This is a genomic window from Thiomonas sp. X19, from assembly GCF_900089495.1.
Taxonomy (GTDB): Bacteria; Pseudomonadota; Gammaproteobacteria; order Burkholderiales; family Burkholderiaceae_C; genus Thiomonas_A.
Genome location: NZ_LT605203.1, coordinates 396,107 through 421,057, shown reverse-complemented (window position 1 = coordinate 421,057; position 24,951 = coordinate 396,107). Strand labels below are relative to the sequence as shown.

The 24,951-nt window shown below is 65.7% G+C and carries 22 protein-coding genes; 8 read left to right on the top strand and 14 right to left on the bottom strand.

Translation table 11 applies throughout. From position 1 onward, the window contains the following. Nucleotides 1–44 precede the first annotated feature (44 nt). The gene (locus THIX_RS02070; protein ID WP_146748434.1) at nt 45–1,016 is read left to right on the top strand and encodes a cupin; all 972 of its coding nucleotides are present in this window, start codon (nt 45–47) and stop codon (nt 1,014–1,016) included. Nucleotides 1,017–1,115: 99 nt separating this feature from the next. On the opposite strand, the gene THIX_RS02065 is transcribed toward THIX_RS02070, so the two are convergent. Then, nucleotides 1,116–2,759, bottom strand: a complete 1,644-nt coding sequence (locus tag THIX_RS02065; protein WP_112488077.1) for an L-lactate permease — start codon at nt 2,757–2,759, stop codon at nt 1,116–1,118. 471 nt (nt 2,760–3,230) lie between these two features. Here THIX_RS02065 and THIX_RS02060 point away from each other — a divergent pair, with 471 nt between their 5' ends. Then, nucleotides 3,231–3,515 carry a DUF3567 family protein gene (locus tag THIX_RS02060; RefSeq protein WP_112484632.1) on the top strand — a complete coding sequence of 95 codons (285 nt, stop codon included), beginning with the start codon at nt 3,231–3,233 and terminating at the stop codon, nt 3,513–3,515. 74 nt (nt 3,516–3,589) lie between these two features. On the opposite strand, the gene THIX_RS02055 is transcribed toward THIX_RS02060, so the two are convergent. Beyond that, the gene (locus tag THIX_RS02055) at nt 3,590–4,930 is read right to left on the bottom strand and encodes an MFS transporter (RefSeq protein WP_233224345.1); all 1,341 of its coding nucleotides are present in this window, start codon (nt 4,928–4,930) and stop codon (nt 3,590–3,592) included. Nucleotides 4,931–5,114: 184 nt separating this feature from the next. Here THIX_RS02055 and THIX_RS02050 point away from each other — a divergent pair, with 184 nt between their 5' ends. After that, nucleotides 5,115–5,462, top strand: coding sequence for a helix-turn-helix transcriptional regulator (locus THIX_RS02050; protein ID WP_112484631.1), 348 nt, complete (start codon nt 5,115–5,117; stop codon nt 5,460–5,462). 149 nt (nt 5,463–5,611) lie between these two features. Beyond that, nucleotides 5,612–7,411: a cation:proton antiporter gene (locus tag THIX_RS02045; RefSeq protein ID WP_112484630.1), complete on the top strand. Its 1,800-nt coding sequence runs from the start codon at nt 5,612–5,614 to the stop codon at nt 7,409–7,411. 100 nt (nt 7,412–7,511) lie between these two features. Here the strand turns inward: THIX_RS02045 and THIX_RS02040 are convergent, their stop codons facing one another. Further along, on the bottom strand, nt 7,512–8,078 hold the full coding sequence (locus tag THIX_RS02040; protein ID WP_112484629.1) for a CoxG family protein: 567 nt from the start codon (nt 8,076–8,078) through the stop codon (nt 7,512–7,514). Between the two features lie 254 nt (nt 8,079–8,332). Between THIX_RS02040 and THIX_RS02035 the strand changes: the two genes are divergently transcribed. After that, the gene (locus THIX_RS02035; protein WP_112488075.1) at nt 8,333–9,340 is read left to right on the top strand and encodes a D-2-hydroxyacid dehydrogenase family protein; all 1,008 of its coding nucleotides are present in this window, start codon (nt 8,333–8,335) and stop codon (nt 9,338–9,340) included. Between the two features lie 69 nt (nt 9,341–9,409). On the opposite strand, the gene tatA is transcribed toward THIX_RS02035, so the two are convergent. The 6 genes from tatA to rpmH form a co-directional block, all read right to left on the bottom strand. Continuing rightward, the gene (tatA, locus tag THIX_RS02030) at nt 9,410–9,703 is read right to left on the bottom strand and encodes a Sec-independent protein translocase subunit TatA (RefSeq protein ID WP_112484628.1); all 294 of its coding nucleotides are present in this window, start codon (nt 9,701–9,703) and stop codon (nt 9,410–9,412) included. Nucleotides 9,704–9,789: 86 nt separating this feature from the next. Beyond that, nucleotides 9,790–11,214, bottom strand: a complete 1,425-nt coding sequence (gene mnmE, locus THIX_RS02025; protein WP_112484627.1) for a tRNA uridine-5-carboxymethylaminomethyl(34) synthesis GTPase MnmE — start codon at nt 11,212–11,214, stop codon at nt 9,790–9,792. A 67-nt stretch (nt 11,215–11,281) separates the two neighbouring features. Then, a complete protein-coding gene (gene yidC, locus THIX_RS02020; RefSeq protein WP_112484626.1) occupies nt 11,282–12,952 on the bottom strand; it encodes a membrane protein insertase YidC in 1,671 nt (556 codons plus the stop codon). 69 nt (nt 12,953–13,021) lie between these two features. After that, a complete protein-coding gene (gene yidD / locus THIX_RS02015) occupies nt 13,022–13,357 on the bottom strand; it encodes a membrane protein insertion efficiency factor YidD (protein WP_112484625.1) in 336 nt (111 codons plus the stop codon). Next, nucleotides 13,354–13,962 carry a ribonuclease P protein component gene (locus tag THIX_RS02010; RefSeq protein WP_158540779.1) on the bottom strand — a complete coding sequence of 203 codons (609 nt, stop codon included), beginning with the start codon at nt 13,960–13,962 and terminating at the stop codon, nt 13,354–13,356. Before THIX_RS02010 ends, yidD begins: the two co-directional genes overlap by 4 nt. Nucleotides 13,963–14,206: 244 nt before the next feature. Further along, on the bottom strand, nt 14,207–14,341 hold the full coding sequence (rpmH, locus tag THIX_RS02005; protein WP_018912706.1) for a 50S ribosomal protein L34: 135 nt from the start codon (nt 14,339–14,341) through the stop codon (nt 14,207–14,209). A gap of 492 nt (nt 14,342–14,833) precedes the next feature. Between rpmH and dnaA the strand changes: the two genes are divergently transcribed. The 3 genes from dnaA to gyrB all read left to right on the top strand — a co-directional run bounded on the left by dnaA (nt 14,834) and on the right by gyrB (nt 20,268). After that, nucleotides 14,834–16,279 (top strand): chromosomal replication initiator protein DnaA, encoded by a 1,446-nt coding sequence (gene dnaA, locus THIX_RS02000; protein ID WP_112484623.1) that lies wholly within the window; start codon nt 14,834–14,836, stop codon nt 16,277–16,279. Between the two features lie 211 nt (nt 16,280–16,490). Beyond that, complete coding sequence (dnaN, locus tag THIX_RS01995; RefSeq protein WP_112484622.1) at nt 16,491–17,609, top strand: DNA polymerase III subunit beta; 1,119 nt, start codon at nt 16,491–16,493, stop codon at nt 17,607–17,609. Nucleotides 17,610–17,730: 121 nt separating this feature from the next. Next, nucleotides 17,731–20,268, top strand: a complete 2,538-nt coding sequence (gyrB, locus tag THIX_RS01990) for a DNA topoisomerase (ATP-hydrolyzing) subunit B (RefSeq protein WP_112484621.1) — start codon at nt 17,731–17,733, stop codon at nt 20,266–20,268. A gap of 162 nt (nt 20,269–20,430) precedes the next feature. On the opposite strand, the gene THIX_RS01985 is transcribed toward gyrB, so the two are convergent. The 5 genes from THIX_RS01985 to THIX_RS01965 form a co-directional block, all read right to left on the bottom strand. Next, nucleotides 20,431–20,889, bottom strand: coding sequence for an LEA type 2 family protein (locus THIX_RS01985; protein ID WP_158540778.1), 459 nt, complete (start codon nt 20,887–20,889; stop codon nt 20,431–20,433). After that, the gene (locus THIX_RS01980; protein WP_112484619.1) at nt 20,882–21,427 is read right to left on the bottom strand and encodes an adenine phosphoribosyltransferase; all 546 of its coding nucleotides are present in this window, start codon (nt 21,425–21,427) and stop codon (nt 20,882–20,884) included. The genes THIX_RS01985 and THIX_RS01980 overlap by 8 nt, the downstream gene beginning before the upstream one ends. A 37-nt stretch (nt 21,428–21,464) precedes the next feature. Continuing rightward, complete coding sequence (locus tag THIX_RS01975) at nt 21,465–22,313, bottom strand: BPSS1780 family membrane protein (protein ID WP_112484618.1); 849 nt, start codon at nt 22,311–22,313, stop codon at nt 21,465–21,467. A 198-nt stretch (nt 22,314–22,511) separates the two neighbouring features. Next, the gene (locus THIX_RS01970; protein WP_112484617.1) at nt 22,512–23,924 is read right to left on the bottom strand and encodes an MFS transporter; all 1,413 of its coding nucleotides are present in this window, start codon (nt 23,922–23,924) and stop codon (nt 22,512–22,514) included. Between the two features lie 115 nt (nt 23,925–24,039). Then, a complete protein-coding gene (locus THIX_RS01965; RefSeq protein WP_112484616.1) occupies nt 24,040–24,933 on the bottom strand; it encodes a pirin family protein in 894 nt (297 codons plus the stop codon). Between the last annotated feature and the right edge of the window lie 18 nt (nt 24,934–24,951).

The following is a 24,951-nucleotide window of genomic DNA, read 5'->3' as shown; positions in this document are numbered from 1 at the left end:
TTGCCGCAACGCATGGCATGTCGAGGGGCGGGATGATGCGGTCGATGCAAACATCGGAAGTCGGTGAGTCCATGGCGCCGGGCCTGACCGGCCAGCAGGTCGCTTCGGGAGCGCAGGCGCAAGGGCACCTTCACGCTGTCGATCCCGCCCGGTTTTCCACCCACCGCATCAGCCCCATCCGGCACGATTTCGACCGCCACCCGCTGATGCAACTGCCCCGTCTGGCCCAACTGGCGCACGACCTCATGCCCAGCCGGCAGTGCCGCTTCATTCGCCCCGGCAGTTCGCAAACCTCGGAGTTCTTTCACACCCCCAAGACGCCTGACGGCCAAGACATCGACGCGGTGTTTGCCCGCATCGAGGAGCCCGGCTCGTGGGTGGCGCTGTACAACGTGCAGACCGACCCGCATTACGCCGCTTTTCTCGACGAAGCCATGGCCAGCGCCCGGCCGCTGATCGAGCCGTCGCAGCCGGGGCTGTTTCGCGTCGCCGGCTTCATCTTCATTTCCGCACCACCTTCGGTGACGCCCTTCCACATCGACCGCGAGAACAACTTCTGGCTGCAGATTCGCGGCCGCAAGATCATGACTGTGTTCGACCACCGCGACCGCGCCGTGGTGTCCGCGCGCGAGGTGGAGGAGTTCATCGTGCACGGCTCGCTGGCCAAGGTCCGGCTCGATCCTGCCTTGCGCGATCACGGGCGCGATTTCGACGTCGGCCCGGGCGACGGCGTCTACTTCCCCGCCACCTCGCCGCACATGACCCGCACCACCACCGACTGGGTGCGCCCGGGCGATGGGGTGTCCATCTCCATCGGCGTCGTGTTCTACACCGCCGTCACCCGCCACCTGGCGCGGGTGCACCAGTGCAACCGCGTGCTGCGCCAACTCGGGCTGCAACCCAGCTTCCCCGGCGCCAGCGCCTGGCGGGATGTGCTCAAGGCGCCGCTGGGGCGGGCCATCGCGGCTTCGCGCGTGCGCTGGCGCAACCATGTCGCGCCACCCGGAGCGTACTGAACACCCGGCGCCCACCCCGGGCCCGCACAGGTCCCGGACATGAAAAAGGCCCGGAACCGCAACGTTCCGGGCCTTTTGGGTTTGGCGATTCGCCGCGGCTTACTTGCCAGGCAGCGCCGGGATCATCCAGGATAGCCAGTGTTGTTGGGCGAAGACGAGCAAGCCCAGCAGCAGGGTGAGCAGCACACTGTGCCAGAAGGTGCGGGCGAACACCGCGCCCTCGTGGCCCTTGAGAGCCGTCGTGGACACGCCCGTGGCGATGTTTTGCGGCGAGATCATTTTGCCCATCACCCCGCCCGAGGAGTTGGTGGCGGCCATCAGCACCGGGTTCAGGTTCAGCTGATGCGCCGCCACCACCTGCAGGTTGCCGAACAGGGCGTTGCCCGAGGTGTCGCTGCCGGAGAGAAACACCGCAATCCAGCCCAGGAACGCCGACACCAGCGGGAAGAGCGCGCCGGTGGAGGCCACGCCCATGCCCAGCGTGTAGCTCATGCCCGAGTAATTGAGCAAGAAGGCCAGGCCCACGATCATCATCACCGTGGCGATGGCGATGCGCGTCTGCACCCAGGTGCGCTTCACACACCCGAAGAACGCCCCCGCGCCGGTGCGCGTCCAAGCCGCCGCGATGATGGCCGACAGCAGGATCGCCGTGCCCGTGCCCATGGGCTGAAAGTCCCACAGCGCCACATAGGGCTTGTGGTACAGGGTGATGAACACCGCCTGGTTCAAGCCGGGCCACAGCACCTGGGTGTCGCCGATCAGGAACAGCTTGAGGTTGACCCAGACGATGACCACCACCGAGACCACGACCCACGGCATCCAGCCGCCATAGCCCACGCGCGCCGCGCCCCGGGCCGGCGCCTGCGTGCGCATCACGGCAAAGGCCGGGTCGGGTTCGGGCTTCCAGGTCTTGAGAAAGGCCACGGTGACGAGGAGCGACACCAGCGAGGCCAGCACGTCGGTGAGCTGGTAGCTGATGAAGTTGGAGGTGGCGAACTGCGTGAGCGCAAAGCTGCCGCCCGAGACCAGCAGCGCCGGCCACAGCTTGGCGATCGATTTCAGCCCCCCGTACAGGCCGACGACATAAAACGGCAGCAGGAAGGCAAAAAACGGCAGTTGCCGCCCCACCATCGCCCCCAGGGTGTCCGGGTGCATGCTGGTGACGGCCCCCAGCACCGTGATGGGCACGCCCAGGGCGCCGAAGGCCACCGGGGCGGTGTTGAAGATCAGGGTGTAGGTGAGGGCCTCCAGGGCGGGAAAGCCCAGGCCGATGAGCAGGGCGCTGGTGATGGCCACCGGGGTGCCGAAGCCGGCGATGCCTTCGAGCAGGCAGCCGAAGGAAAACGCCACCACCAGCAGCACCAGGCGGCGGTCGTCGGGCAGGTGGTCCAGCATCCATTGGCGAAACTGCTCGAAGCGCCCGGACTGGACCGCCACGTTGTACAGCAGCAAGGCGTTGAAGACGATCCACATCACCGGCGCCAGCGCCAGCGCCATGCCCGCGGCAACGGCGTTCAAGGCCAGGCCCACGGGCATGCCCCACACCGCCACGGCCACGAGAAGGCCCACGATCAGCCCGGCCAGCGAGGCCTGCCAGGCGGGGCGGCGCAGCACCCCGAGCAGGATGAGCGCCACCGCAATGGGTATGGCCGCCACCAGAAACGACAGCAGCAGCGAGCCCGCTACAGGCGTCAGCGGCTGCGCAAAAAGAATGCCCGCAGGCAGGGCGGTCGACAGAGTCATGGAGTCTCCTTGTTGGGTTTGCTTCGGGGCCGTGGTTGGTCCACGGTCTTGCATCTGGAAGGGTGTATGGATGCCAGCGAAGTCATCGGCCGCGAATCCAGGCGGACGCATTCTGGCGGGCGCAATGTCGGCTTGCAACCCAAAGTCAGACACTGCTCCAGTATTTACATTTTCTTACCGTATTCACGACCTCACACACATGACAGTTGTGTCGTCCATCAAGGTAATCACGCGGTCTGTGCACGGACGCCGCCAGCACTGCGTTGACCACTGGCGTAGCGGGCCTTCATATAGCCTCCGCGCCAAGTTCGAATCCAACGGGCTTGATTCTTGCTTCTTCGTCCCTATCTGCTGCTCAAAGCCGAAAGCGAACGTTCCATGGCCTGAGCGACAGACACGTCGCCGCCGTGCATGAACCGTTCTGACGTTGCCCTTCACCAGACGTTGTCACCAACATTAACGAGGCTCGCCATGCAGACCATGATTTATGACTCCGACGCCTTCAGCGTCTTCCAGCTCGAATGGGCTGACGCCATCGCCGAGCCCAAAGCGGAAAGCTTCGGCGACGCGCAGCATGGTGGCTTCGAGATCGTCGACAAATTCGCCCGCAAGGAAATTTTCATCGAGGGCTTGGTGGCCGACGGCTTTCGCTTGCGGGTCCAGAGCCTGATGGCCGGCTCGCCGACCACCGACGACATCGACGATTTCCTCGACGGCTTCTCGGCGCTGTCGCGCCAGAACCTGCACGCCCACTGAAGCACCGGGCCGGCTGGGTGCGATCCATGCCGTCGTGGCGCCGCGCACGCACCCACGCACCGCCGCGACGGCCCTCAGGCCTCTGCCCGTAACCTCGGCTGCGGCCGTGCTGCTTCCAAAGGACGGGCGTGGCTCTCGTCCGCCAGCAGCACGCACACCAGCGACACCACCAGCCACGCCATCAGCACGCCGAACGCGGCCTGGAAGGCGAGCGGGTCATACAGGCGCACTCCTGCCTCGGCCCGGCCCGTCCAGAGCGCATCCAGCACCCAGCCGAGCAAAGGCAGTTGCACCAGCGCGCCGATCATCACCCCGGTGTTGTGCACCCCGGTGGCGGTGCCGGCCAGGCTTGCGGGTACCGACTCCTTGGCCCAGGCGAAGCCCACCACCATGGCGCCGGAGCCCACGGCGCTCAAGAGCTGCACCGTCCACAGCACCCAGCCCGGCGCCTGGGGCCACAAGCTGAGTTGGGCGAAGCCCAGCAGCGCAAACATCGCGCCGGTCACATAAGGCAGCTTGCGCCGCCGCAGCCGGTCCGACAGCCGGCCCCAGGCAATGCCGCCGGCCGAAAATCCCACCAGCATGGCCGCAATCATCCACGACGCCTGGCTGCCGCTCATGCCCCGGTGCTGCTCCAGGAAAGGCGCGCCCCAAAGCGTGGTGAAGGTGAGAAAAGCGCCACAAACACCACTCGGCGCGACAAAGAGCAGCGCCGTGTTGCGCCAGCCCCAGACGGCGCGCAAACCCCGCAGCACCTCGCGCGCCGAGGTGGGCGGGCGCGGCGGCAGATAATCGCGGTAGCCGCGCTGATGCGGCGAGTTGCGAATGGTGGCCCAGGCCAGCAAGCCCAGCAGCACACAGATCACGCCCACGCCAGCCAGCGTCCAACGCCAGCCCCACCAGTGACTCATGGCCAGAAGTGGCGCCTGCGCCAGCACCGCGCCCAGCGTGCCCGCGCCCAGCGACAGGCCGGACATGGTGCCGAACACGCGCGGCGCGAACCAGCGCGCTGAAATTTCCAGCAGCGACACCCAGGCCACCCCATGCCCCAGGCCGATGAGCCCACGCGCCGCCAGCGCCAGGGGATAGTTGGGCGCGGCTGCGAACAGCAGGGTGCCGACACCGGTCAGCAAGGTGCCGAACACGATCAGCGCCTTCGGGCCCCAGCGGTCGTTGGCAATGCCGGTGGGAATTTGCGAGGCGGCGTAGAAGTAAAAATAGAACGAGGCCAGATTGCCCAGTTGCGCCGCATTCAGGTGGAAATCGCGCATCAGCGGCACGTTCAACACCCCGGGGGTGACGCGCAGGAAAAACCCCGCCATATAGGCCGCAGCTGCCAGCGCCCACATCGCCAGGGCCAGACGCAAGGGCGGGTAGGAGGGCAGGTAGGTTGGGGGTTGAGAGGGGCTGGACATGCTGGCGGAAGATGGGCCACAAACTCTAGCAGCGCGGGGGCAGCTGTGCTGAGATGCCGTGGACCCGTCCAGCTCCGTCACCCAGCCCTGGGCGATGCAACCCTTGCAAACCTGTTGCGTTGTCGCGCTGAAAACTTGTGATGCATCAAACCATGGTGATGCCCGAATTCCTAGACTCACGCCCATGGAACATGCCACGACCCAGACCGCTTCGCCCGGGGCACGCCCAGGCGCCGCGCGTGCCCAGCGCCTGCAGGGCAGCGCCGGCGACTTGGCCGTGCGCGTGCTCAAGGCCATGGCGCATCACGAGCGCCTGGTCATTCTTTGCCTGTTGATGGACGGCGAGTTGTGCGTGCGCGACCTCGAACGCGGTGTCGGCATGCGTCAGGCCGCGCTGTCGCAGCAACTCGCCCGCCTGCGCGCTGAAAACATCGTCGAAGCCGACCGCCAGGGGCGCTTCATGCTCTACCGCATCAAGACCCCGCAAATCCTGGCCGTCGTTCGCGCCCTCTGCAGCGAACTGGCCGACTGACCGGGGCGGCCTGCGGGCCGAGCCGAAGCTCGAGTTCCGCGGCTCGGCGATCTCCGCGGTGCAACACATGGGTGGTTGAAGCCTCGAGCCGGTCGGCACGGTTCGAACGGTGGGCTGCGCCGGACGCCGCCTCACCCTACCATCGGACCATGTCCGCCACCGCCTTTCTCACCCTGCTGGCCGCCGCCGTGCTGCTCGTGCCGCTGTTCAAGCGCCTCGGGCTGGGCTCGGTGCTGGGCTATCTGGTCGCGGGCGTGGCCGTCGGCCCTTACGGCCTGGGCGTGGACAGCCGGCCCGAGGCCATTCTGCACACGGCCGAACTGGGCGTGACCCTGCTGATGTTTCTCATCGGCCTGGAGTTGCAGCCCAGCCGGTTGTGGGCGCTGCGGCGCCAGGTGTTCGGTCTGGGCACGCTGCAGATGGCCGGCGTGGCCCTGCCAGTCGCCGCACTCGGCGTCGCGTTCGGCCTGGGCTGGAGCGGGGCGGCGTTGGTGGGGGTGGCGCTGGCGATGTCGTCCACCGCCTACATCCTGCCGCTGCTGGCCGAGCGGCGCGAACTCACCACGCGCTTCGGCCGCGAGTCCTTCGCCATCCTGCTGTTCCAGGACGTGAGCGTCATTCCCATCCTGGCGCTGTTGGCCCTGGCGGGCGTTGGGGGCAAGGCCCCGGGCTGGCCGGCGCTGGCGGCGCTGGTGCTGCTGGCCGTGGCGGGACGGCCGCTGCTGGCGACCATGTTCCGCTATGTCGCGCGCTTCGGCGGTGGCAACCGCGAGCTGTTCGCCGCGGCCGCGCTGCTGGGCGCGGTGGGCATCGCGGTGGGCTTGAGCAGTGTTGGCTTGCCGGCTTCGCTCGGGGCCTTCCTCGCCGGAGTCTTGCTGGCCGATTCGGAATTCCGCCACGAGCTGGAAGCCGCGATCGAGCCTTTCGAGAGCCTCTTGCTGGGCCTGTTCTTCATCGCCGTCGGCATGGGCATCCAGCTGTCGCTGGTGGCAGCCCGACCCCTGCTGGTGCTGGGCCTGGGAGCGGGCATCCTGCTGTTCAAGGCCGGCGTGCTGTATGCCGGGCGCCGCGCCCTCGGCGGCGGCGACGCGCTCAGCCGACCGCTGGCCATCATCCTCGCCTGCGGCGGCGAGTTCGCTTTCGTATTGCTGTCCAGCGCCCAGAGCGGCGGCCTGCTCGACCTTTCGACAGCGGCGTTGCTGACGGTGGCCGTGGCCGTGTCCATGGCGCTCGCGCCCTTCCTGCTGATGCTGAACGACAAGCTCGTGGCGCCCTGGATGCGGGAGCGCGCCAAGCCCGCGTTCAGCGCCATCGACGAGCCCGCCAAGCCCGTCGTCATCGCCGGCTACGGCCGTTTCGGCCAGGTGGTCGGACGCATGCTCAACGCCCAGGGTGTGGAGTTCACGGCACTGGACGCAAGCCCGGAGCAGGTCGATTTCGTGCGCCGTTTCGGCAACAAGATCTACTACGGCGACGCCAGCCGCCTGGCATTGCTGCACGCCGCCCATGTGGGCGAGGCGCGCCTGTTCGTGCTGGCGGTGGACGACGTCGAAACCAGCCTGAAGATTGCCGAGTTGATGCGCATGCATTTCCCCGACGTGCCGCTGCTGGCGCGGGCGCGCAACCGCACCCACCTCATGCGCCTGCGCGAGATGGGCGTGCGCGAGGTGATGCGCGAAACCTGGTGGTCCAGCGTCGAGCTGGGCAAGCTGGCGCTGAAAACGGTGCGGCCGGAACTGGATGTGGAGCGCTTCGCCACCTTGTTCGCCGCCCACGACGCCCGTCTGCTGGAGCGCCAGCAGGCGGTGTATCACGACCAGGCGGCGCTCATTGCCCTGTCGAAAACGGCCAGTGCCGAGCTGGAAGACATCCTGCAAGGCGACGCGCAGTTGCGCGAACACCAAACCCAGGCCGAGGCCGCACCCGCGCCAACCACGTTGGCGGGTTGAATCGGCCGGCGAGTCGGCCCGGCGTTCGCGCGCCGACACCGGCAGGCGCTTGCGAGGCGTCGCGTGGCTTCAAGGCCCGGGCCGCGCGCCTGGTGCGCCCTCACCAGGTGCCGTGCAGGCCCCAGTAAATGATGAACACCGCCACCAGCGTGGAGATGGCCCAGGCCCAGGGCGGCATCTTGAGCCACAGACGCTCGACCATGCTGTTGGGCATGAGGCCGCCATCCTCGCCGCGCACATTGCGCTCGAAGCGGGCGAAGAAATCCTCGATCAGCCCCTTGACCGCCTGGTCCACCGCGCTCTGGCCCATCTGCGCGATGGCGCCGCCGACCTCGGCGTTCGCCTGGTAGTTCATCTGCGTGCCGCCGTCACTGGGCTGCAGGGCGATGAGCGCCCGACCCAGGCCGAAGCCCGCATTGCCGCCATTGCCCTCGAAACGCAGCACGTAGCTGTGCGGTGGATTCACGTCTTCCAGCGTCAGGGTGCTGGAAAAACGGGTCTTGTAGTTCGCAATGTTCAAAACCTGCACGACCTCGAACTGGCCGTCACCAGTCTGCGTGACCGACTCGCAGCCCGGAATGCAGGCTTTGAGCATGGCCGTGGTGTTGAGCGCTTCCCACGTTTGTTCCGGGGTGAGGGGGATGTTGCGTTTGCCTTGGACGTCCATGATGGCCTCGTAGATTTTGTGGGGTGAACGCGCTGCGTCCGATGCAATATTGATCTGTACTTATATTCCATCCGCCCCCCTAGATTCAAGCTGCAGTGCAGCAAAACTCGGGAAACCCCCTTTAGGGATTTCGCCAAACCCCCGGGGAGCCCCTGTGAAATCCGGTCGTCACGGGCCACTGGGAACGCGCCCGATGCGACATCGGGACGCAAGTTTGAAGCTTGAGCGTGCGGCAGGCGCGCTACAGTTGCGCCATGAATATCGTGATCCTGGATGACTATCAGGACGCCGTGCGCAAGTTGGCCTGTTTCGCCAGCCTGAGCGGGCACGACGTCAAAGTGTTCAACAACAACGTGAAGGGCTCCGGCCAGTTGGCCGTGCGTTTGCGCGATGCCCAGGTGGTGGTGCTCAATCGCGAGCGCACCACGCTGAACCGTGCGGTGCTGGAGAAGTGCCCCAAGCTCAAGCTGGTGGTGCAGACCGGACGCGCCGGCGCCCATCTGGATGTGGACGCCTGCACCCAGCTCGGCATCGGCGTGGTCGAAGGCAGTGTCGACGCCGCGCCTGCGGCCGAGTTCACCTGGGCCCTCATCATGGCGGCGATGCGGCGCCTGCCGCAGCATGTCGCCAGCCTGAAGCAAGGCGCCTGGCAGCAGCCGGGGCTGAAGTCGCAATCCATGCCCGTGAACTTCGGCCTGGGCCAGCGCCTGGCCGGCAAGACCCTGGGCATTTGGGGCTATGGCCGCATCGGCCGCATCGTGGCCGGCTACGGCCAGGCCTTCGGCATGCGGGTGTTGGTGTGGGGGCGCGAAGCGTCGCGTCATGCCGCGGCGGAGCAGGGCCTGGAGGTGGCCGAAAGCCGCGAAGTCCTCTTCGCGCAAAGCGATGTGCTCTCCTTGCACCTGCGCCTGAACGACGAGACGCGCGGCCTCATCACCCTGGCCGACCTGTCGCAGATGAAGCCTCAGGCCGTGTTGGTGAACACCGCGCGCGCCGAACTCATCGCCCCGGACGCGCTGGTTTCGGCGCTCAACCGCGGCCGCCCCGGCATGGCGGCGGTGGACGTGTTCGAGTCCGAACCCATCATGCGGGGCAATCCGCTGCTGCGCCTGGAGAACGCCATCTGCACGCCTCATGTCGGCTATGTGGAACTGGAGCATTACGAGCACCTGTTCGGCCAGGCCTTTGCCGCCATCGTGCATTTCGCCGCCGGCCGTACCGACGGCCTGCTCAACCCCAAGGCCGTGGAGCGGCTGCGCTGAACCGGTCAAGCCGGCTTCGGGCTCGAATGCACGACGCGCCAGGCGCGAACGTGCCAAGACCGGCCCGCGTCAGCGCGGCTCTTGCGTCGTGGTCTTGGCGGGCACTTCGGCCACGTCCACAACATCGTGCGCCGTCAACTTGCGGCTGACTTCGCCCGCGGCGTCGGCGGCAGAAGCCGACGTCGGCGGCGTCGTTGCGGTGGACGCCGCCGCTTCGGTCGACTCGGCGTCGCGGATGCCGTCCTTGAAGCCCTTCACCGCCTGGCCCAGATCGGTGCCGATGTTCTTCAACTTCTTGGTGCCGAACACCATCATCACGATCACCAGCACGATGAGCCAATGCCAGATGCTGAATTCACCCATGTCTGTCTCCCAATCTACAACGCAAACGATGCGCGCCATACCCCATGTTGGTCGGAGTCGGACGCGCGCTCAATGTTCCCCGCCGTTTACTTGCCGATGCAAAAGCGGCTGAAAATGTCGCCAAGTAAATCATCCGCCGTCACTGCGCCGGTGATCGCCATCAGCGGCTGATGCGCCAGCCGAAGTTCCTCGGCCAGCAGGTCGAGTGCCGGCACGGCCGCCCCCAACAGCCCCTGTCCCACCATGAGATGCGCGGCGCAGGCCTCGAGCGCCTGGACATGGCGGGTGCGGGCGAGAAACACGCCCTCGGGCAGCGTCCGCCAGCCACAGCCGGCAAGCAGGGCCTGGCGCAGCGCGTCCAGCCCGGTGTGCTGGCGCGCTGAAAAATTCAGCGCGGCGGTCTCGTCCTCAGCCCAGCCCATCGCCTGGCAGAATTGCCGGCGCCTGACCTCGGCCACGGACGCGTCCAGCGCGTCGACCTTGTTCCAGGCATGCAACAGCGTCGGGCGGTGCCGCGCCAGGCTGGCGGCAATTTGCGCCTCGGCCAGCGCGTAGTCGGGTTCGTGCAGGCGGGTGAGGTCGTGCAGGAACACCACGGCGTCGGCCTCGGCAATCGCGTCCCAGCTGCGCGCCACGCCGATGCGCTCGACGGCGTCACCCGTGTCACGCAGCCCCGCGGTGTCGATGATGTGCAGCGGCACGCCCTCGATCTGGATGGCCTGGCTGACGCGGTCGCGCGTGGTGCCGGGCACGTCGGTGACGATGGCCAGCTCCGCCCCCGCCAGGGCGTTGAGCAGCGAGCTCTTGCCCACGTTCGGCTGGCCGGCCAGCACCACATGCAGGCCCTCGCGCAGCAACGCCCCCTGGCGGGTGCGCGCCAACATCGCCGCCAGCTGCTCCTGCAACGCCTGCAGCCGGCCGGCCACGCCCGCGGCCCGGATGAAGTCGATGTCTTCCTCGGGAAAATCCAGCGTCGCCTCCACCAGGGCGCGAAGCTCGCGCAGGCGATCCGCCAGTGCGTGCACCCGCTGCGACAACTCGCCGGCGAGTGAGCGCGAGGCGCTGCGCGCCGCGGTTGCCGTGGTGGCATCGATCAGGTCGGCGACGGCTTCGGCCTGCGCCAGATCGAGCTTGCCGTTGAGAAACGCGCGCTGGGTGAACTCGCCCGGTTCGGCCGGGCGCAGACCGCTGTCGCGGCCCAGTTCCAGCAAGCGCAGCAGCAGCAGTTGCAGCACCACCGGACCGCCGTGCGCCTGCAACTCCAGCACGTCTTCGCCGGTATAGGAATGCGGCGCCGGGAAATGCAGCGCCAACCCGGTGTCGATGACGCGCCCCTCGGCGTCGCGAAACGGCAGCAGCGTGGCGTGGCGCGGTTCGAGGTCGCGCCCGCACAGCGCTCGAACCAGGTCGCGCAAGTCGCGGCCCGTGGCCCGCACGATGCCGACCGCGCCGCGACCTGGCGCGGTGGCCACGGCGGCGATGGGGTCCGCCTGCCGCGCCAGCGGGTTCATCGCGGGTCGAAGGTCGCGGACTGAATCCGCGGCCTCACACCGCCCGCGGCAGCAAACGCCGTGCCGTTCACTTGGGTTGGGTGAATTCCGGCACGCCCATTTTCTTGTTGATGAACCACTGCTGGGCGATGGAGAAGATGTTGTTCGTCAGCCAGTACAGCACCAGGCCGGCCGGGAAGAAGAAGAACATCACCGAGAACGCCAGCGGCATGATCATCATCAGCCGCGCCTGCATCGGATCGGGCGGCTTGGGGTTGAGCATGACTTGCAGGAACGAGGTCCCCGTCATGATCACCGGCAGGATGTAGAACGGATCCTTGGCCGAGAGATCGTGGATCCACAAAATCCACGGCGCCCCGCGCAACTCGACGCTGGACAGCAGCACCCAGTAGAGCGCGATGAACACCGGAATCTGAATCACGATGGGCAGGCAGCCGCCCAGCGGGTTGATCTTCTCCTTGCGGTACATCTCCACCATGGCGGCATTCATCGCCGCCGGGTCGTCCTTGTGGCGCTCGCGCAGCGCCGTCAGGCGCGGGGCCACGGCCTTCATCCGCGCCATCGACTTGTAGCTGGCGGCCGTGAGCGGGAAGAACAGCAGCTTGAGCAGGATGGTCAGGCCGATGATGGACCAACCCCAGTTGCCCAGCACCTTGTGAACCTGCTCCAGCGCCCAGAACAGCGGCTTGGCGATGATGGTCACCCAGCCGTAGTCCTTCACCAGCTCGAAGCCGGGTGCCAGGCCGGCGAGCTGGCTCTCGATCTCGGGGCCGACATACAGCGTGTCGCTCTGCACCGTCTGCGCCCCCGGCGCGAGCGTCGGCAGGGGCAGCATCACGCCGACCGCATACAGATTGGGCTCGAGCTTGCGCAGGTAGAACTCGCGGGCGCCCTTGTCCGGCTGCGGCAGCCAGGCGGTGACGAAGTAATGCTGCACCATCGCCAGCCAGCCATCTTCGCTCTTGATGGTCTTGACCTGGTCGCTGATGTCCTTGAACTCGTATTTTTGGAACTTGTCCTTGCTGTCGTAGACCGCGGGGCCGGTGAAGGTGTGATAGAAGTGGGTGCCGGTGCTCGGGTCGTTGCCGTCGCGCACGAGTTGCATGTAAAGCTGGGCCGTCGCTGGCGCCGCGCCCTTGTTGACGATGGTGTTGCGCACCGCGATCACATAGCTGCCGCGCTTGAAGGTGTAGCTGCGCGTGAGCTGCAGCCCGCCCACCACCGGCGACTGCAGGCGCACCGTGAGCGTGTCGGCCGAGCCCATGTCGGTCGGCCCGGGCAGCAGCGTCATCGGTGTCTTGTGGTTGGGGAAGTCGCCGCCCACCAGCCCGCTTTGCGCCATATAGATGTTGCTGCCGCTGTTGTCGAACAGCACCACGTCATCCTTGGCATCGACATGGCTGGTGTAGTCCAGCAGCCGCGCGTAGACCAGATTGCCGCCCTCGCTCGACACCTTCATGTCCAACACGTCGGTGCGGATGGTGGTGAGCCGGGCAGCGGGAGACGTTGCGGCAGTTGCCACCGCGGGCGCGGGCACCCCGCCAGGCGGCACAGCGGCGGTCGACGCGGTGGGCGTGGGCACATCGCCCGAGCGGCCGACGGCCGCAGGCGCAGGAGCCGTGGCCACCGGCGCTTCGCCAAACAGGCCGCTCTGGCCGTTGTAGCGCAGCCAGGAGTTGTACAGAAAGATCACCGAGATGGTGAAAATCACCCACAAAACGGAGCGGCGAAAGTCCATGCGAAATCCTGCGGCAATGCGGTTGAAATTCGGAGAGAAGCTGGAGGGGAGGCTGCGGTCAACCGGGTATTAGACCTGAGGCGGCGTGACAGCATCTTTCAGCGGCTTGCCAGCAGCTGCGGGCGCATCTTGCGCGGGTGAATCGAAGCCGTCGTCCGGCAGCTCGTCGCGGCGCCAGGCAGCCCAGCGAAAGACACGGGGGGCGGGATCGTGGCCACCCTCGCACCAGGGGTTGCAACGCACGATGCGCATCACCCCCAGATAGCTGCCCCGTGCGGCGCCATGCTGGCGCAATGCGTCGAGAGTGTATTGCGAGCAAGTCGGCGTGAAGCGGCATTGACCTCCCACCCAGGGACTGAGCAGCAACTGGTAGCCGCGCACCAACAGCATCAACAAACGCCTCATGACAAACTCCGCACATCGGCCACGGGCAGGCGTGCCAACCGCGCCGAATACTGGCTCAGCAAGGCCTGGAGTTGCTGCCGCACATAGCGGCCCAGCAACGGCGAACGCGCACTGCTGAAGGTTTCGGGCAATTTGCGCGTGAGCTTGAGCACCAGCACCGGCGGCTCCAGCGGCCAGTCCGGCGCCTGCAGCAGATGTGCACGCAAGCCTTCGCGCATATGGCGGCGAATCAGGTTGCGGCGCACGGCATGCTTGCACACCCGCTTGGGCAGGACGAAACCCAGCACGCAGCAGCGAGGCGCCATGGGGCTGGCGCCCGGCCTCACGGGCGCGGCGCCTGCAATCGAACTTTCCGTGTCCGGCCGGGCCGGGTTTGGCGGCGTCAAGCCCAGGCGCTCGGCCTCGAGCGCGAGCAAGCTGCGATGGTGCAGTCGAAACTCCTGCGCCTGCAGGCCAGGCGCACGCAGGCTGGCCAAGAAGGATTGCGGCTGGTCCAGTGGAACGATTCGCACATCGAACAAATCGACGTTCGCATTGGGGGGGAATGCCCCAAACGTGGCTTGCCCCGACACCGTCTGCCCAGCGGCGATCTGCGATGATCTCATCGGCGTTCCCCAAGCTTGTGCGGTGGCTGTCTGCCGTTGCGGCGGTCTACCGGCTGCACCGGGATCAAGACAGCGCATCGAGGTCGTACACCCAGGTTCTCCATCGAAGCGCTGCAAACAGCAAAGCCCACGAGCGCTCGCCTGGGTTCAGGCAGCCTTCATCGTGGGCTGAAACTGGAGCAGCTGGCATGGCGCCGCTGCCCTGGAGGCATGAAAACCGGCGTGCGACCCTGGACCGCCAAACTTAGACCGCCAAGCGCTTGCGACCCTTCGCGCGACGGGCGTTGATCACGGCGCGGCCGCCTGCGGTGCGCATGCGCACCAGAAAGCCGTGGGTACGTTTGCGACGGGTCTTGGAAGGCTGATAGGTACGTTTCATGATGAGACTCGGTGGGGCTGATCTTGGATGATCCTGGCGCGATCGCGATGCCTGCTGGCTTGGTCTGGATGCATTCCCTGGTCCGGACGCATTCGATCCTTATCCCCGCAAGCTCGAACAAAGTCAATGGCCAAGGCCATGTGAATTTTGCGAAAAGCATGTGATTTCAACAAATTAGGCTCAAGATGTCAATGCACGCGAATTAACTTGGCAAACCGGCGCTGCTGGGGGCCGGGTCTTGATGCCATGCACGGCGAGATCGCGATGGCGCGTCTGGCTAAAAATTTGAGTGGCCGGGTCTGTGGATAACTCCGTCTGTTGGACTAAACTGGAAGACCATATATTCCCACCGTCGATGGCTTTTCGGTTGCACGACCGCCGCGTCCATGAAACGCCCGGCTCTGACTGAATCCAGCGATCGCAACGTGGGCGCGGCGATCCCGGTGTCACACACCCGACGCCAGCGAAAACCAACCGTGTCCATCGACCCACATGTCCCTCGAACAGATCTGGCAAGCCTGTTATACCCAGCTTGCTGGCGAAATCCCCGTCCAGCAATTCTCCGCCTGGATCAAGCCCCTCGCGCCGCCTAGTTGGAGCGACGATCACTCCACGGCCACGCTGGCCGTGCCCAACCGCTTCAAAATGGATTGGTTGCGGGCGCAGTACAGCGAGCGCATCAGCCAGGCGCTGGCCAATGCCGCAGGACGGCCGGTGCAACTCGAGTTTGCGATTCAAAAACATGTGCACAAACCCGCCGCTGCGGTGCAGCGCGTCGACGCCGCCGAGGACCTGCAAAACACCGCGGCCAAGAATGGCATGGCCCGTGCCGGGCATGGTGTCCCAAACACCAGTGCCGCGACCCAGGCCGCCGAGGCACGGGCTGCTGCGTCCTTGCAGGAATCTGAGGCGATCGAGCGCTCGCGGCTCAACCCCGCGCTGACATTCGAGAGTCTGGTTCCGGGCAAGGCCAACCAGTTGGCGCGCGCGGCGGCGCTGCAAGTTTCGGAAAATCCCGGCAAGTCCTACAACCCGCTGTTTCTGTACGGGGGTGTGGGCCTTGGCAAGACGCACTTGGTGCAGGCCGTGGGCAACGCCTTGCTGGCGGCCAAGCCCGGGGCGCGCATTCGCTACCTGCAGGCCGAGCAGTTCGTGAGCGAAGTGGTGAAGGCCTACCAGCGCAAGACGTTCGACGAGTTCAAGCGCTATTACCACTCGCTGGACTTGCTGCTGATCGACGACGTGCAGTTTTTCGCCGGCAAGGAAAAAACGCAGGAAGAGTTTTTCTACACCTTTGAAGCCTTGGCGGCGAAACGGGCGCAAATCATTCTCACGAGTGACACCTATCCCAAGGAATTGCAGGAAATCGACGCCCGCCTGACCTCGCGCTTCGACTCGGGCCTGACCGTGGCGCTGGAGCCGCCGGAGCTGGAAATGCGCGTGGCCATCCTGCTGCGCAAGGCCGAGGCCGAGCTGGTGAGCCTGGGTGAGGACGTGGCCTTCTTCGTCGCGAAGAATGTGCGCTCCAATGTGCGCGAACTCGAAGGCGCACTGCGCAAGATCCTGGCTTACGCGCGGTTTTCGGGCGAGGAGATTTCCATCGGCCTGGCGCGCGAGGCACTGAAAGATCTGCTGTCGCTGCAGAACCGGCAGGTCTCGGTCGAGAACATCCAGAAGACCGTGGCGGACTTCTACAAGATCAAAGTGGCCGACATGTATTCCAAGCGCCGCCCCGCATCCATCGCCCGGCCACGGCAAATCGCCATGTATCTGGCCAAGGAACTCACACAGAAAAGCCTGCCCGAGATTGGCGAGCTTTTCGGCGGGCGGGACCACACCACGGTTCTGCATGCCGTGCGCAAGATGACGCAGGAGCGCACGCGCATGCAAGAACTCAACCAGCAACTGCATGTGCTGGAACAAACCCTGAAGGGATGAACAAGGCTGTGGACGGATTGTGGGCCAAGGTTGAACAAGCATGGCCTGACACCGCAGCGGCTCGAGTTGTTCATGTTGACGCGCCTAAACTTGCTGCGTTGTCCCCAGCGCAAAAATTTTGCAAGTCTTTGATATAAAAAAAGAAAATGACTTATCCGCAAGAATGTCGTCTCTCCTGTTACTAGTCCTATTCTGAAAAGGAAGATTCACAATGAACAGACTAAGCGTATCGCGTGAGGCCTTGCTCAAGGGGTTGGGGGGCGTGGCCGGAATCGTGGAACGGCGGCAGACACTGCCGGTACTGGCCAATGTGCTCATGCAGCCGCAAGGCGATGATCTGGCCTTGACCACCAGCGATATGGAAATTCAGATGCGCATGCGCACCGCCGTGGGTGAGGGCCATGCGGCCAGCGCGGATCTGCAACCCACCACGGTGAATGCACGCAAGTTGATCGACATCTTGCGTGCTGCTCCTGCTGCGGACGCGACGTTGGAATGGATGGACGGCAAGTTCACGGTCCGCTGTGGCAAGTCGCGGTTTTCCCTGCAGACCCTGCCGGCCGACGACTTCCCGTTGGTGAAAGAAGCTGCCGACTATTCCGCCCAGCCCCTGGTGATGGCGCAGGGCCAGCTCAAGCGCATGCTGGGGCTGGTGCATTTCGCCATGGCGCAGCACGACATTCGCTACTACCTCAACGGCCTGCTGCTGGTGGCGGACGGTCATCAACTCACCCTGGTGTCGACCGATGGCCACCGCCTGGCGCTGGTGACGACGCAGGTCGAAGGCCTGGCCGACAAGCGCGAAGTGATTCTGCCGCGCAAGACGGTGATGGAATTGCTGCGACTGCTGAGCGACGGCGACGAGCCCATCGAGATGCGCTTCGCCTCGAATCAGGCGCGGCTCACGTTCGGCACCATGGACCTGGTCAGCAAGCTGGTGGAGGGCAAGTTCCCCGACTATCAGCGCGTCGTGCCCAAGGGCCACAAGTTTCATTTGACGCTGGCACGGCAGGCTTTGCTGGCGGCGCTGCAACGCGTGGCCATCGTCACGAGCGACAAGTTCAAGGGCGTGCGCATCAATCTCGAACCTGCGACCCTGCGCATTTCCTCCACCAATGCCGAGCAGGAAGAAGCGCAGGAGGAACTCGATGTGGAATACAACGGCGACGCCATTGAAATTGGTTTCAACGTGGCTTACCTGATCGACGTCCTTTCCAACCTTCCCGGCGAAACCGTGCGCCTCGATCTGCTGGACGGCAACAGCAGCGTGCTGCTGACCCTGCCTGACGACGTCACCTTCAAGTACGTGGTCATGCCCATGCGCATCTGACGCCATGCGCCGACAGACGCGTGTGCCGCGTTCCCGCGCCACACGCGAACACTCTCCAGATTTTCGACCGTGCAGGCATCGACTTGGCCTGTGGTTTCCGATGTTTTGACCGAGCTTTCCCATGAGCGATACCACGAATTCCAGCACCAGCCCGACCCCCAGCGACGCCGCCAACGCAGGACAAAGCTACAGCGAATCGTCCATCCAGATCCTCGAAGGGCTGGAGGCTGTACGCAAGCGCCCGGGCATGTACATCGGCGACACCTCGGACGGCACCGGCCTGCACCATCTCGTGTTCGAGGTGGTGGACAACTCCATCGATGAAGCGCTGGCCGGCTATTGCGACGATATCGTCGTCACCATCCATTCCGACAACTCCATCAGCGTGACCGACAACGGCCGCGGCATCCCCATCGGCATCAAGCACGACGACAAGCACGAACCCAAGCGCAGCGCGGCGGAAATTGCGCTCACCGAATTGCACGCCGGTGGCAAGTTCAACCAGAACAGCTACAAGGTCTCGGGCGGCCTGCACGGCGTGGGGGTGAGTTGTGTCAATGCGCTGTCGCAGTGGCTGCGCCTGACCGTGCGCCGCGACGGCCAGGTGCATGTGCTGGAGTTCGCCCGCGGCGCGGTGCAGAACCGCATCACCGAGTTGCAGGACGGCATCGAACTGTCGCCCATGCGGGTGCAGGGCAAGACGGACAAACGCGGCACCGAGGTGCATTTCCTGCCCGATACCGAAATTTTCGACAACGTCGATTTTCACTACGACGTGCTGGCCAAGCGGTTGCGCGAGCTTTCCTTCCTCAACAATGGCGTGAAGATTCGCCTGGTCGACGAGCGCCAGGGCAAGGAAGAGAACTTCGCCTACACCGGCGGGGTCAAGGGTTTCGTCGAATACATCAATCGCGGCAAGAGCGTGCTGCACCCGACGATTTTCTACGCCATGGGCGAGAAGATGACCGAGCAGGGATCGCCCATCATTTCCGAAGTGGCGATGCAGTGGAACGATGGCTATGCCGAGAACATGCTCTGCTACACCAACAACATTCCGCAACGCGACGGCGGCACCCACCTCACCGGCATGCGCGCGGCCATGACCCGCGTCATCAACAAATACATCGACGACACCGAGCTGGCGAAGAGGGCCAAGGTCGAGGTCACCGGCGACGACATGCGAGAGGGCCTGACCTGCGTGCTGTCGGTGAAAGTGCCCGACCCCAAGTTCTCCAGCCAGACCAAGGACAAGCTGGTGTCCAGCGAAGTTCGCGCCCCGGTGGAAGATGTGGTGGCCAAGGCCCTCACCGACTACCTGCAGGAGAACCCGAACGATGCCAAGGTGATTTGCAGCAAGATCGTGGACTCGGCCCGGGCCCGCGAAGCCGCGCGCAAGGCACGCGAGCTCACGCGCCGCAAAGGCGTGCTCGACGGCATGGGTCTGCCGGGCAAGCTGGCCGACTGCCAGGAGAAGGATCCGGCGCTGTGCGAGATCTACATCGTCGAGGGCGACTCCGCCGGCGGCTCGGCCAAGCAGGGGCGCGATCGCAAGTTCCAGGCCATCCTGCCACTGCGCGGCAAGATTCTGAATGTGGAAAAAGCGCGTTACGAAAAGCTGCTCACCAGCAATGAAATCCTCACCCTCATCACAGCTCTGGGGACCGGGATCGGCAAGGACGATTTCGACGTCGCCAAGCTGCGCTATCACCGCATCATCATCATGACCGACGCCGACGTCGATGGCGCCCACATACGCACCCTGCTGCTTACTTTCCTCTACCGCCAGATGGCCGAACTGGTCGAGCGCGGCCATGTCTACATCGCCCAGCCACCGCTCTACAAGGTCAAGCACGGCAAGGACGAGCAGTACCTCAAAGATGCGCACGAGCTCGACGCCTACCTGCTGCAAGTGGCGCTGCGCGACGCCGCCATTCTCACCAGCGCGCAGCCCGACGCCATCACCCTCACGGGCGATGCCTTGCAGCAACTCGCGCGCCAGTACATGCTGGCCGAGGGCGTCATCACGCGCTTGTCCGCCTTCATGGACGAGGAGGCGCTGCGGGCCATCGCCAACGGCGTGGCCATCGCGCTCGACACACCCGAGCAGGCGACCGATTCCGCCGCCCGGCTGCAGGCCTCCTTGCTGGCGGCCCACGTCAATGGCGTGGTGCCCAATGTGCAGGCTGAAACAGATCCGCGCAGCGACAAGCAATTTCTGCGCATCGCCCGGCATCACCACGGCAATGTGCGCGCAAGCGTCATCACCGCCGACTTCGCGCACGGCGCCGACTACGCCGTGCTGGCGCAAACCGCGCAGACCTTCACCGGCCTGCTCGGCCAAGGCGCCGTGGTCAGCAAGGGCCACGGCGACAACGCCAAACAAACCGCGGTGGCCGACTTCCGCGAAGCCATGACCTGGCTGCTGCGCCTGGCCGAAGCCAGCGTCGGCCGCCAGCGTTACAAGGGCCTGGGCGAAATGAACCCCATCCAGCTCTGGGAAACCACGATGGATCCAGCCGTGCGGCGCATGCTGCGCGTGCAGATCGACGACGCCATCGAGGCCGATCGCGTGTTCACCATGCTCATGGGCGACGAGGTCGAGCCGCGCCGCGACTTCATCGAAACCAACGCCCTGCGCGCGGCGAATCTGGACGTGTAATTCTTCTGGGTCAACCCGGAGTCCCGCTTGGCGACGATGAGTTCCCGTTTCCGTCCGTGTCGCGGGAAAACGCAGGGCTGACGAGCAAGTCTTGGGCGGCGGCGTTCAGTGCGTTTCGCGGTGCTCGTTGGTGTCGACGTTGGCGTCGAGAAGCCAGCAGATTCAACGCAGTGCAATCACGCCTTGGTGGCTGAACGGGATCTGCAGCATGGTCAGGCCGATCTCGGCGTGGCCCTGGAGCTGGTAATTCACCTGGCCGTCGGGGGGCAGGTTGGCAAGGACGCCCAGCAGGCTGGCGCTGTCGACGTCCAGGCGCACCGGCACCATGGCCCGGCCGCCCGCGGGGATGTTGACCGGGGTGGTGCTTTGGCCCTGCGCCACGTCGATGCCGTTGAACCCGCAATGGAAACGCAGCGCCTGCAGCGGCAGGGCCAGACCGGCGGTGTTGCGGATCGACAGCGTCAGGTCCAGCACCGCGGTTTGGCCCTGGAAGTCGATGCCGTTGACGCTGGCGATGGAGACCTCGGGCGCGGTCTGCGCCAGCGCTGCCGGCACGCCGAGCCAGGCACCGAGGACGGTGCAGGCTGCGAGCTTGCAACAGGCGCGGCGGCGCTCAAGCACCGGCGTAGTCCACCAGGGTGAACAGCGACAGCCCGCTGGCGCGCAGCGCGGTCGAGCCCCCGAGTTCGGGCAGATCGACGATGGCGGCGCCTTCGATCACGCGGGCGCCGAGTTTCTCCAGCAGGCGCTTGCCGGCCATCATGGTGCCCCCGGTGGCGATGAGGTCGTCGATCAGCAGCACGCGGTTGTCCGGCCGCACCGCGTCGGTGTGGATTTCCACCGTGGCGCTGCCGTATTCCAGTTCGTAGCTTTCCTCCACCGTGGTGTAAGGCAGCTTGCCTTTTTTGCGGATGGGGACGAAGCCGATATTGAGTTCGTAGGCAATCACCGCGCCGAGGATGAAGCCGCGCGCGTCGATGCCGGCCACCACGTCCGGCCGCAGTTCGGGCGCCATGTAGCGGTGCACGAACTGGTCGATCAGCACGCGGAACACGCGCGGGTTCTGCAGCAAGGGCGTGATGTCGCGGAACTGCACGCCGGGCGCGGGCCAGTCGGGCACGGTGCGGATGTGGTCGCGCAGGTAAGTATTGACGTCCATCGGCGAGGTTTGGTTTTGGGGAAGGAGGAACGCGCTTTCAACCGACGAAGCCAGGCGCCTGATCGCGTGGTTCAACCGGGCTGGATGCTTGCCCGAACACGTCCTGATACGACGCGTACGACGCCCCCGACAACACCGGCAGCAGCACCAGCAGGCCAAGGCCCATCGGAATCATGGCGACGAAGCCGATGGGGATGAGCAGCAGCGTGAACAGCAGCAGCGCGCCGAAGTTGGCGAAGCCGGCCTTGAACGACAGTTGAATCGCATCCCACGGCGGCACGCCGCCCAGCGTGACCAGGGTGTTGACGAACCAGAACGCGACGTTCAGCAGGAACAGTGCGAGCAGCGCCAGCAGCATCAGCGTGAACATGCCGCTGGCGACGGCGCCCAGGCCGGCCATCATCCCCAAGCCCGGCGTCATCAAGTGCGGCAGCGCCCCCATGCTCGCCAGGCCGACGCCGAACAGCGCGCCCACGCCCAGCACCAGCAAGGCACCGAAGGCGCCGCCCAGCACCAGCACGAGCACCGACACCAGCAGCAAGGGGCCGACGCGGCCCTTCCAAAGCTGGGTGGAGTCCCGCAGCGCACCCTCGGTGGCCGGCTCCACCGGCATGCCCTGCGGCGTGATGCTGCGCGCCTGCGCCCAGCGCCGACTGAGGAATGAGGCATACACCGCGCCCAGGGCGAACAGCGGCAGGCTGAGCCATTGCGACAACAGCCCGCCCAGTGGCAAGGCGCGCAACACCAGCAGGATGATCAGCAGGCCGATGCTCAGGCCCACCCAGGGCAGCGGTGCACGCATGAAACTGCGCCAGCCCTCACCCCACCAGGTCAGGGCCTGGCCTGCGGGTACGTGGCGGTACGGCCGGTTGCTTGCGGGATTCATGGCAGCCTCCTGGTATGGGGTGACGCCATTATCCCCGGCCGCGGTGAAGGCGGTCCAGGGATGCTGGTCCGTGGCCGGTGGGACGGAGCGTGCACGCGGCGAGACGCCGCGCAAGGCCTGCCGACAGGCGTACCTCCGTAGCTGGTCCGCGCCGGAGGTACGCGGCAGGTATGCCGCGAGACCCTTCGCGCGCCGCGCTCAGCGGGCGATGTCTTCCAGGCGGCGCTGCGTCGCCTTCGGCCCCATGATGCCGATGACGATGGCCACGCCCACCATGGCGGCGGCGATGAAGGTGAACACGCCGACATCGCCCGACGTCTTGAGCAGGTCGGCAATGATGAAGCCGCTGATCACCGCGCTGATGCGGCTGAACGAATAGACGAAGCCCACGGCCTGGGCTCGGATGCGCGTGGGGTACAGCTCGCTCTGGTAAGCGTGGAAGGCATAACTCATGATGTTGTTGCAGAAGGTCACGAGAATGCCGAACAGGATGATGGCCGCAGCGCCGCCGGCGTTGGCGAACAGCAGCCCGAACAGCGCCACGCCCAGCGCGGGAACCACGATCAGCCATTTGCGCTCGAAGCGGTCGCCGAAGGTGGTGCCGATGAGCGAGGACACCGGGTAGGCGATGGCGATGATGAAGGTGTAGAGCAGCGACTTCGGAATGTCGTAACCCTTGGCGATGAGATAGGTCGGCGCCCAACTGGCAAAGCCGTAATAGCCCACGGTTTGCAGGATGTTGAACACGATGAGCATGACGGTGCGCTTGCGGTATGCCGCGCTCCAGATCTCGCTCCAGCGGCCCTGCACTTCGGCGGTTTCGCCCTGCACCACATGCGGTTGCGGCAGCGCCTGGCCGGTCTCGGCCGTCACCTTGGCTTCGATGCGCTGCAGGATGGCGTCGGCCTCGGCCACGCGGCCCTTGCGCTCCAGCCAGCGCGGCGATTCCGGCAGCCCCAGGCGGATGAACCAGATGGGAATGGCACCCACTGCGCCGATGATGGCCACCCAGCGCCAGCCGTCCAGCCCGGCCAGGGTGTGGGGCACCAGCAGCCAGCCGAAAAACGCGACGATGGGCACGGCGCTGAAGGTGATGAACTGGTTCATCGCAAAGTACGAACCGCGCTTGGCCTGCGGTGCCAGTTCCGAGACATAGGCGTCGATGTTCACCAGTTCGACGCCGATGCCGATGGAGGCAATGAAGCGCCAGATGTCGATGCTCATCGCCGTCTGCTGAAACGCCATGATGAGGGTGGCGATGCAGTACCAGACCAGCGCCCAAGTATAGACCGGCCGCCGGCCGTAGCGGTCCGAGAACCAGCTTACGAACAACGTGCCCACCCACAGGCCCAGGAACAGCGCGGCAACGAAGCTGGCGATGCCCTCGAAGCCGAGAAATGCCTTGGTGGTGGCCGTGAACACCCCGCTCTTGAACATGCCGGGGGCGATGTAGGCGGTGAGGAACAGGTCGTAGAACTCGAAGCAGCCGCCGAGCGACAGCAGCACGACCATGTTGCGCACCGTGTTTGATGGCGGCAGGCGGTCGATGCGGGCGGCGATGGTGGCGGCGGTGGACGTGGGCGCCGCCGACGACGCGGGAATGCTGCTCATGGTTTGTCTCCCCAATTGCTGCTATGTGGAAATCATGGGCGCAAACGCCGGAAAGCTGTGTATCAGAATGCGTGTTTGCGTCACGTTTGACGACGCGACGCATCGGGCATGCCGTCTACCGCACCGGCAGCGGAATGCGCTCGCGCTCGTCGCCCGGGATGGTGGGGAAGCGCTCGGCGGCCCAGTCGGCCCGGGCCTGCTCGATGCGCGCGCGCCGGCTGGAGGCGAAGTTCCAGTGGATGAAGCGTGGACCCTCCAAGGGCTCGCCGGCGATCAGCACGGCTTCGGTGCCGGCATCGGCTTGCACCTCCGCGGTCTGGCCGGGGGCGAGCAGCGCCATTTGACCGGCCTGCAGCGTGATGCCGCCCAGACGGATGGCGCCGCGCGCTGGATAGATGGCGCGCTCGGTGTAGTCCGGTTCAAGACGCCAACCGCCTGCCTCATGCCAGTGGGCATGGGCATAGGCCAGCGGCGAGAGCACCGGCACGGGCGAGGCCAGGCCAAAAGCACGGCCCAGCAGCACGCGCACATGCACCGCGCCCAGCGTGGTCTCGGGCAGATCGCCGGCCGCCGCATGGTGAAAGCCCGGCGCGTCGTCCTCATGCGCCTGGGGTAGCGCCACCCAGAGCTGCAGGCCGTGGCTGGTCCAGGGGCGGCTGCGCAGGTCGTCGGGCACGCGCTCGGAATGCACGATGCCGCGCCCCGCCAGCATCCAGTTCACCGCGCCGGGTTCGATGCGCTGCACGGTGCCGAGATGGTCGCGGTGCAGCATGGCGCCTTCGAACAGATAGGTGACGGTCGCCAGGCCGATATGCGGGTGCGGCCGCACGTCCACGTTCTGGCCGGCGGCAATGGTGGTGGGGCCGAAGTGGTCGAAAAAAATGAAGGGGCCGACGCCCTGCTGCGGATGACCGGGCAGCAGCCGCCGCACGACGAAGCCGCCGCCAAGGTCGTGTTCATGGGCCTGGTAGAGATGGCGAATGCCGGTGCTGGGATCGGGGGTGGTCATGGCTGGGGCTCCGGTCTT

Coding starts and splice junctions, on each gene's coding strand:
- THIX_RS02035 (WP_112488075.1), top strand. CDS start 8,333: ATGAATATCGTGATCCTGGATGACTATCAGGACGCCGTGCGCAAGTTG.
- THIX_RS02065 (WP_112488077.1), bottom strand. CDS start 2,759: ATGACTCTGTCGACCGCCCTGCCTGCGGGCATTCTTTTTGCGCAGCCG.
- mnmE (WP_112484627.1), bottom strand. CDS start 11,214: ATGAACCCGCTGGCGCGGCAGGCGGACCCCATCGCCGCCGTGGCCACC.
- yidD (WP_112484625.1), bottom strand. CDS start 13,357: ATGAGGCGTTTGTTGATGCTGTTGGTGCGCGGCTACCAGTTGCTGCTC.
- THIX_RS02070 (WP_146748434.1), top strand. CDS start 45: ATGCAAACATCGGAAGTCGGTGAGTCCATGGCGCCGGGCCTGACCGGC.
- THIX_RS02060 (WP_112484632.1), top strand. CDS start 3,231: ATGCAGACCATGATTTATGACTCCGACGCCTTCAGCGTCTTCCAGCTC.
- THIX_RS01965 (WP_112484616.1), bottom strand. CDS start 24,933: ATGACCACCCCCGATCCCAGCACCGGCATTCGCCATCTCTACCAGGCC.
- THIX_RS01970 (WP_112484617.1), bottom strand. CDS start 23,924: ATGAGCAGCATTCCCGCGTCGTCGGCGGCGCCCACGTCCACCGCCGCC.
- rpmH (WP_018912706.1), bottom strand. CDS start 14,341: ATGAAACGTACCTATCAGCCTTCCAAGACCCGTCGCAAACGTACCCAC.
- THIX_RS01980 (WP_112484619.1), bottom strand. CDS start 21,427: ATGGACGTCAATACTTACCTGCGCGACCACATCCGCACCGTGCCCGAC.
- THIX_RS02010 (WP_158540779.1), bottom strand. CDS start 13,962: ATGAGATCATCGCAGATCGCCGCTGGGCAGACGGTGTCGGGGCAAGCC.
- THIX_RS02045 (WP_112484630.1), top strand. CDS start 5,612: ATGTCCGCCACCGCCTTTCTCACCCTGCTGGCCGCCGCCGTGCTGCTC.
- THIX_RS02055 (WP_233224345.1), bottom strand. CDS start 4,930: ATGTCCAGCCCCTCTCAACCCCCAACCTACCTGCCCTCCTACCCGCCC.
- dnaA (WP_112484623.1), top strand. CDS start 14,834: ATGTCCCTCGAACAGATCTGGCAAGCCTGTTATACCCAGCTTGCTGGC.
- THIX_RS01975 (WP_112484618.1), bottom strand. CDS start 22,313: ATGAATCCCGCAAGCAACCGGCCGTACCGCCACGTACCCGCAGGCCAG.
- yidC (WP_112484626.1), bottom strand. CDS start 12,952: ATGGACTTTCGCCGCTCCGTTTTGTGGGTGATTTTCACCATCTCGGTG.
- THIX_RS02040 (WP_112484629.1), bottom strand. CDS start 8,078: ATGGACGTCCAAGGCAAACGCAACATCCCCCTCACCCCGGAACAAACG.
- THIX_RS02050 (WP_112484631.1), top strand. CDS start 5,115: ATGGAACATGCCACGACCCAGACCGCTTCGCCCGGGGCACGCCCAGGC.
- gyrB (WP_112484621.1), top strand. CDS start 17,731: ATGAGCGATACCACGAATTCCAGCACCAGCCCGACCCCCAGCGACGCC.
- dnaN (WP_112484622.1), top strand. CDS start 16,491: ATGAACAGACTAAGCGTATCGCGTGAGGCCTTGCTCAAGGGGTTGGGG.
- tatA (WP_112484628.1), bottom strand. CDS start 9,703: ATGGGTGAATTCAGCATCTGGCATTGGCTCATCGTGCTGGTGATCGTG.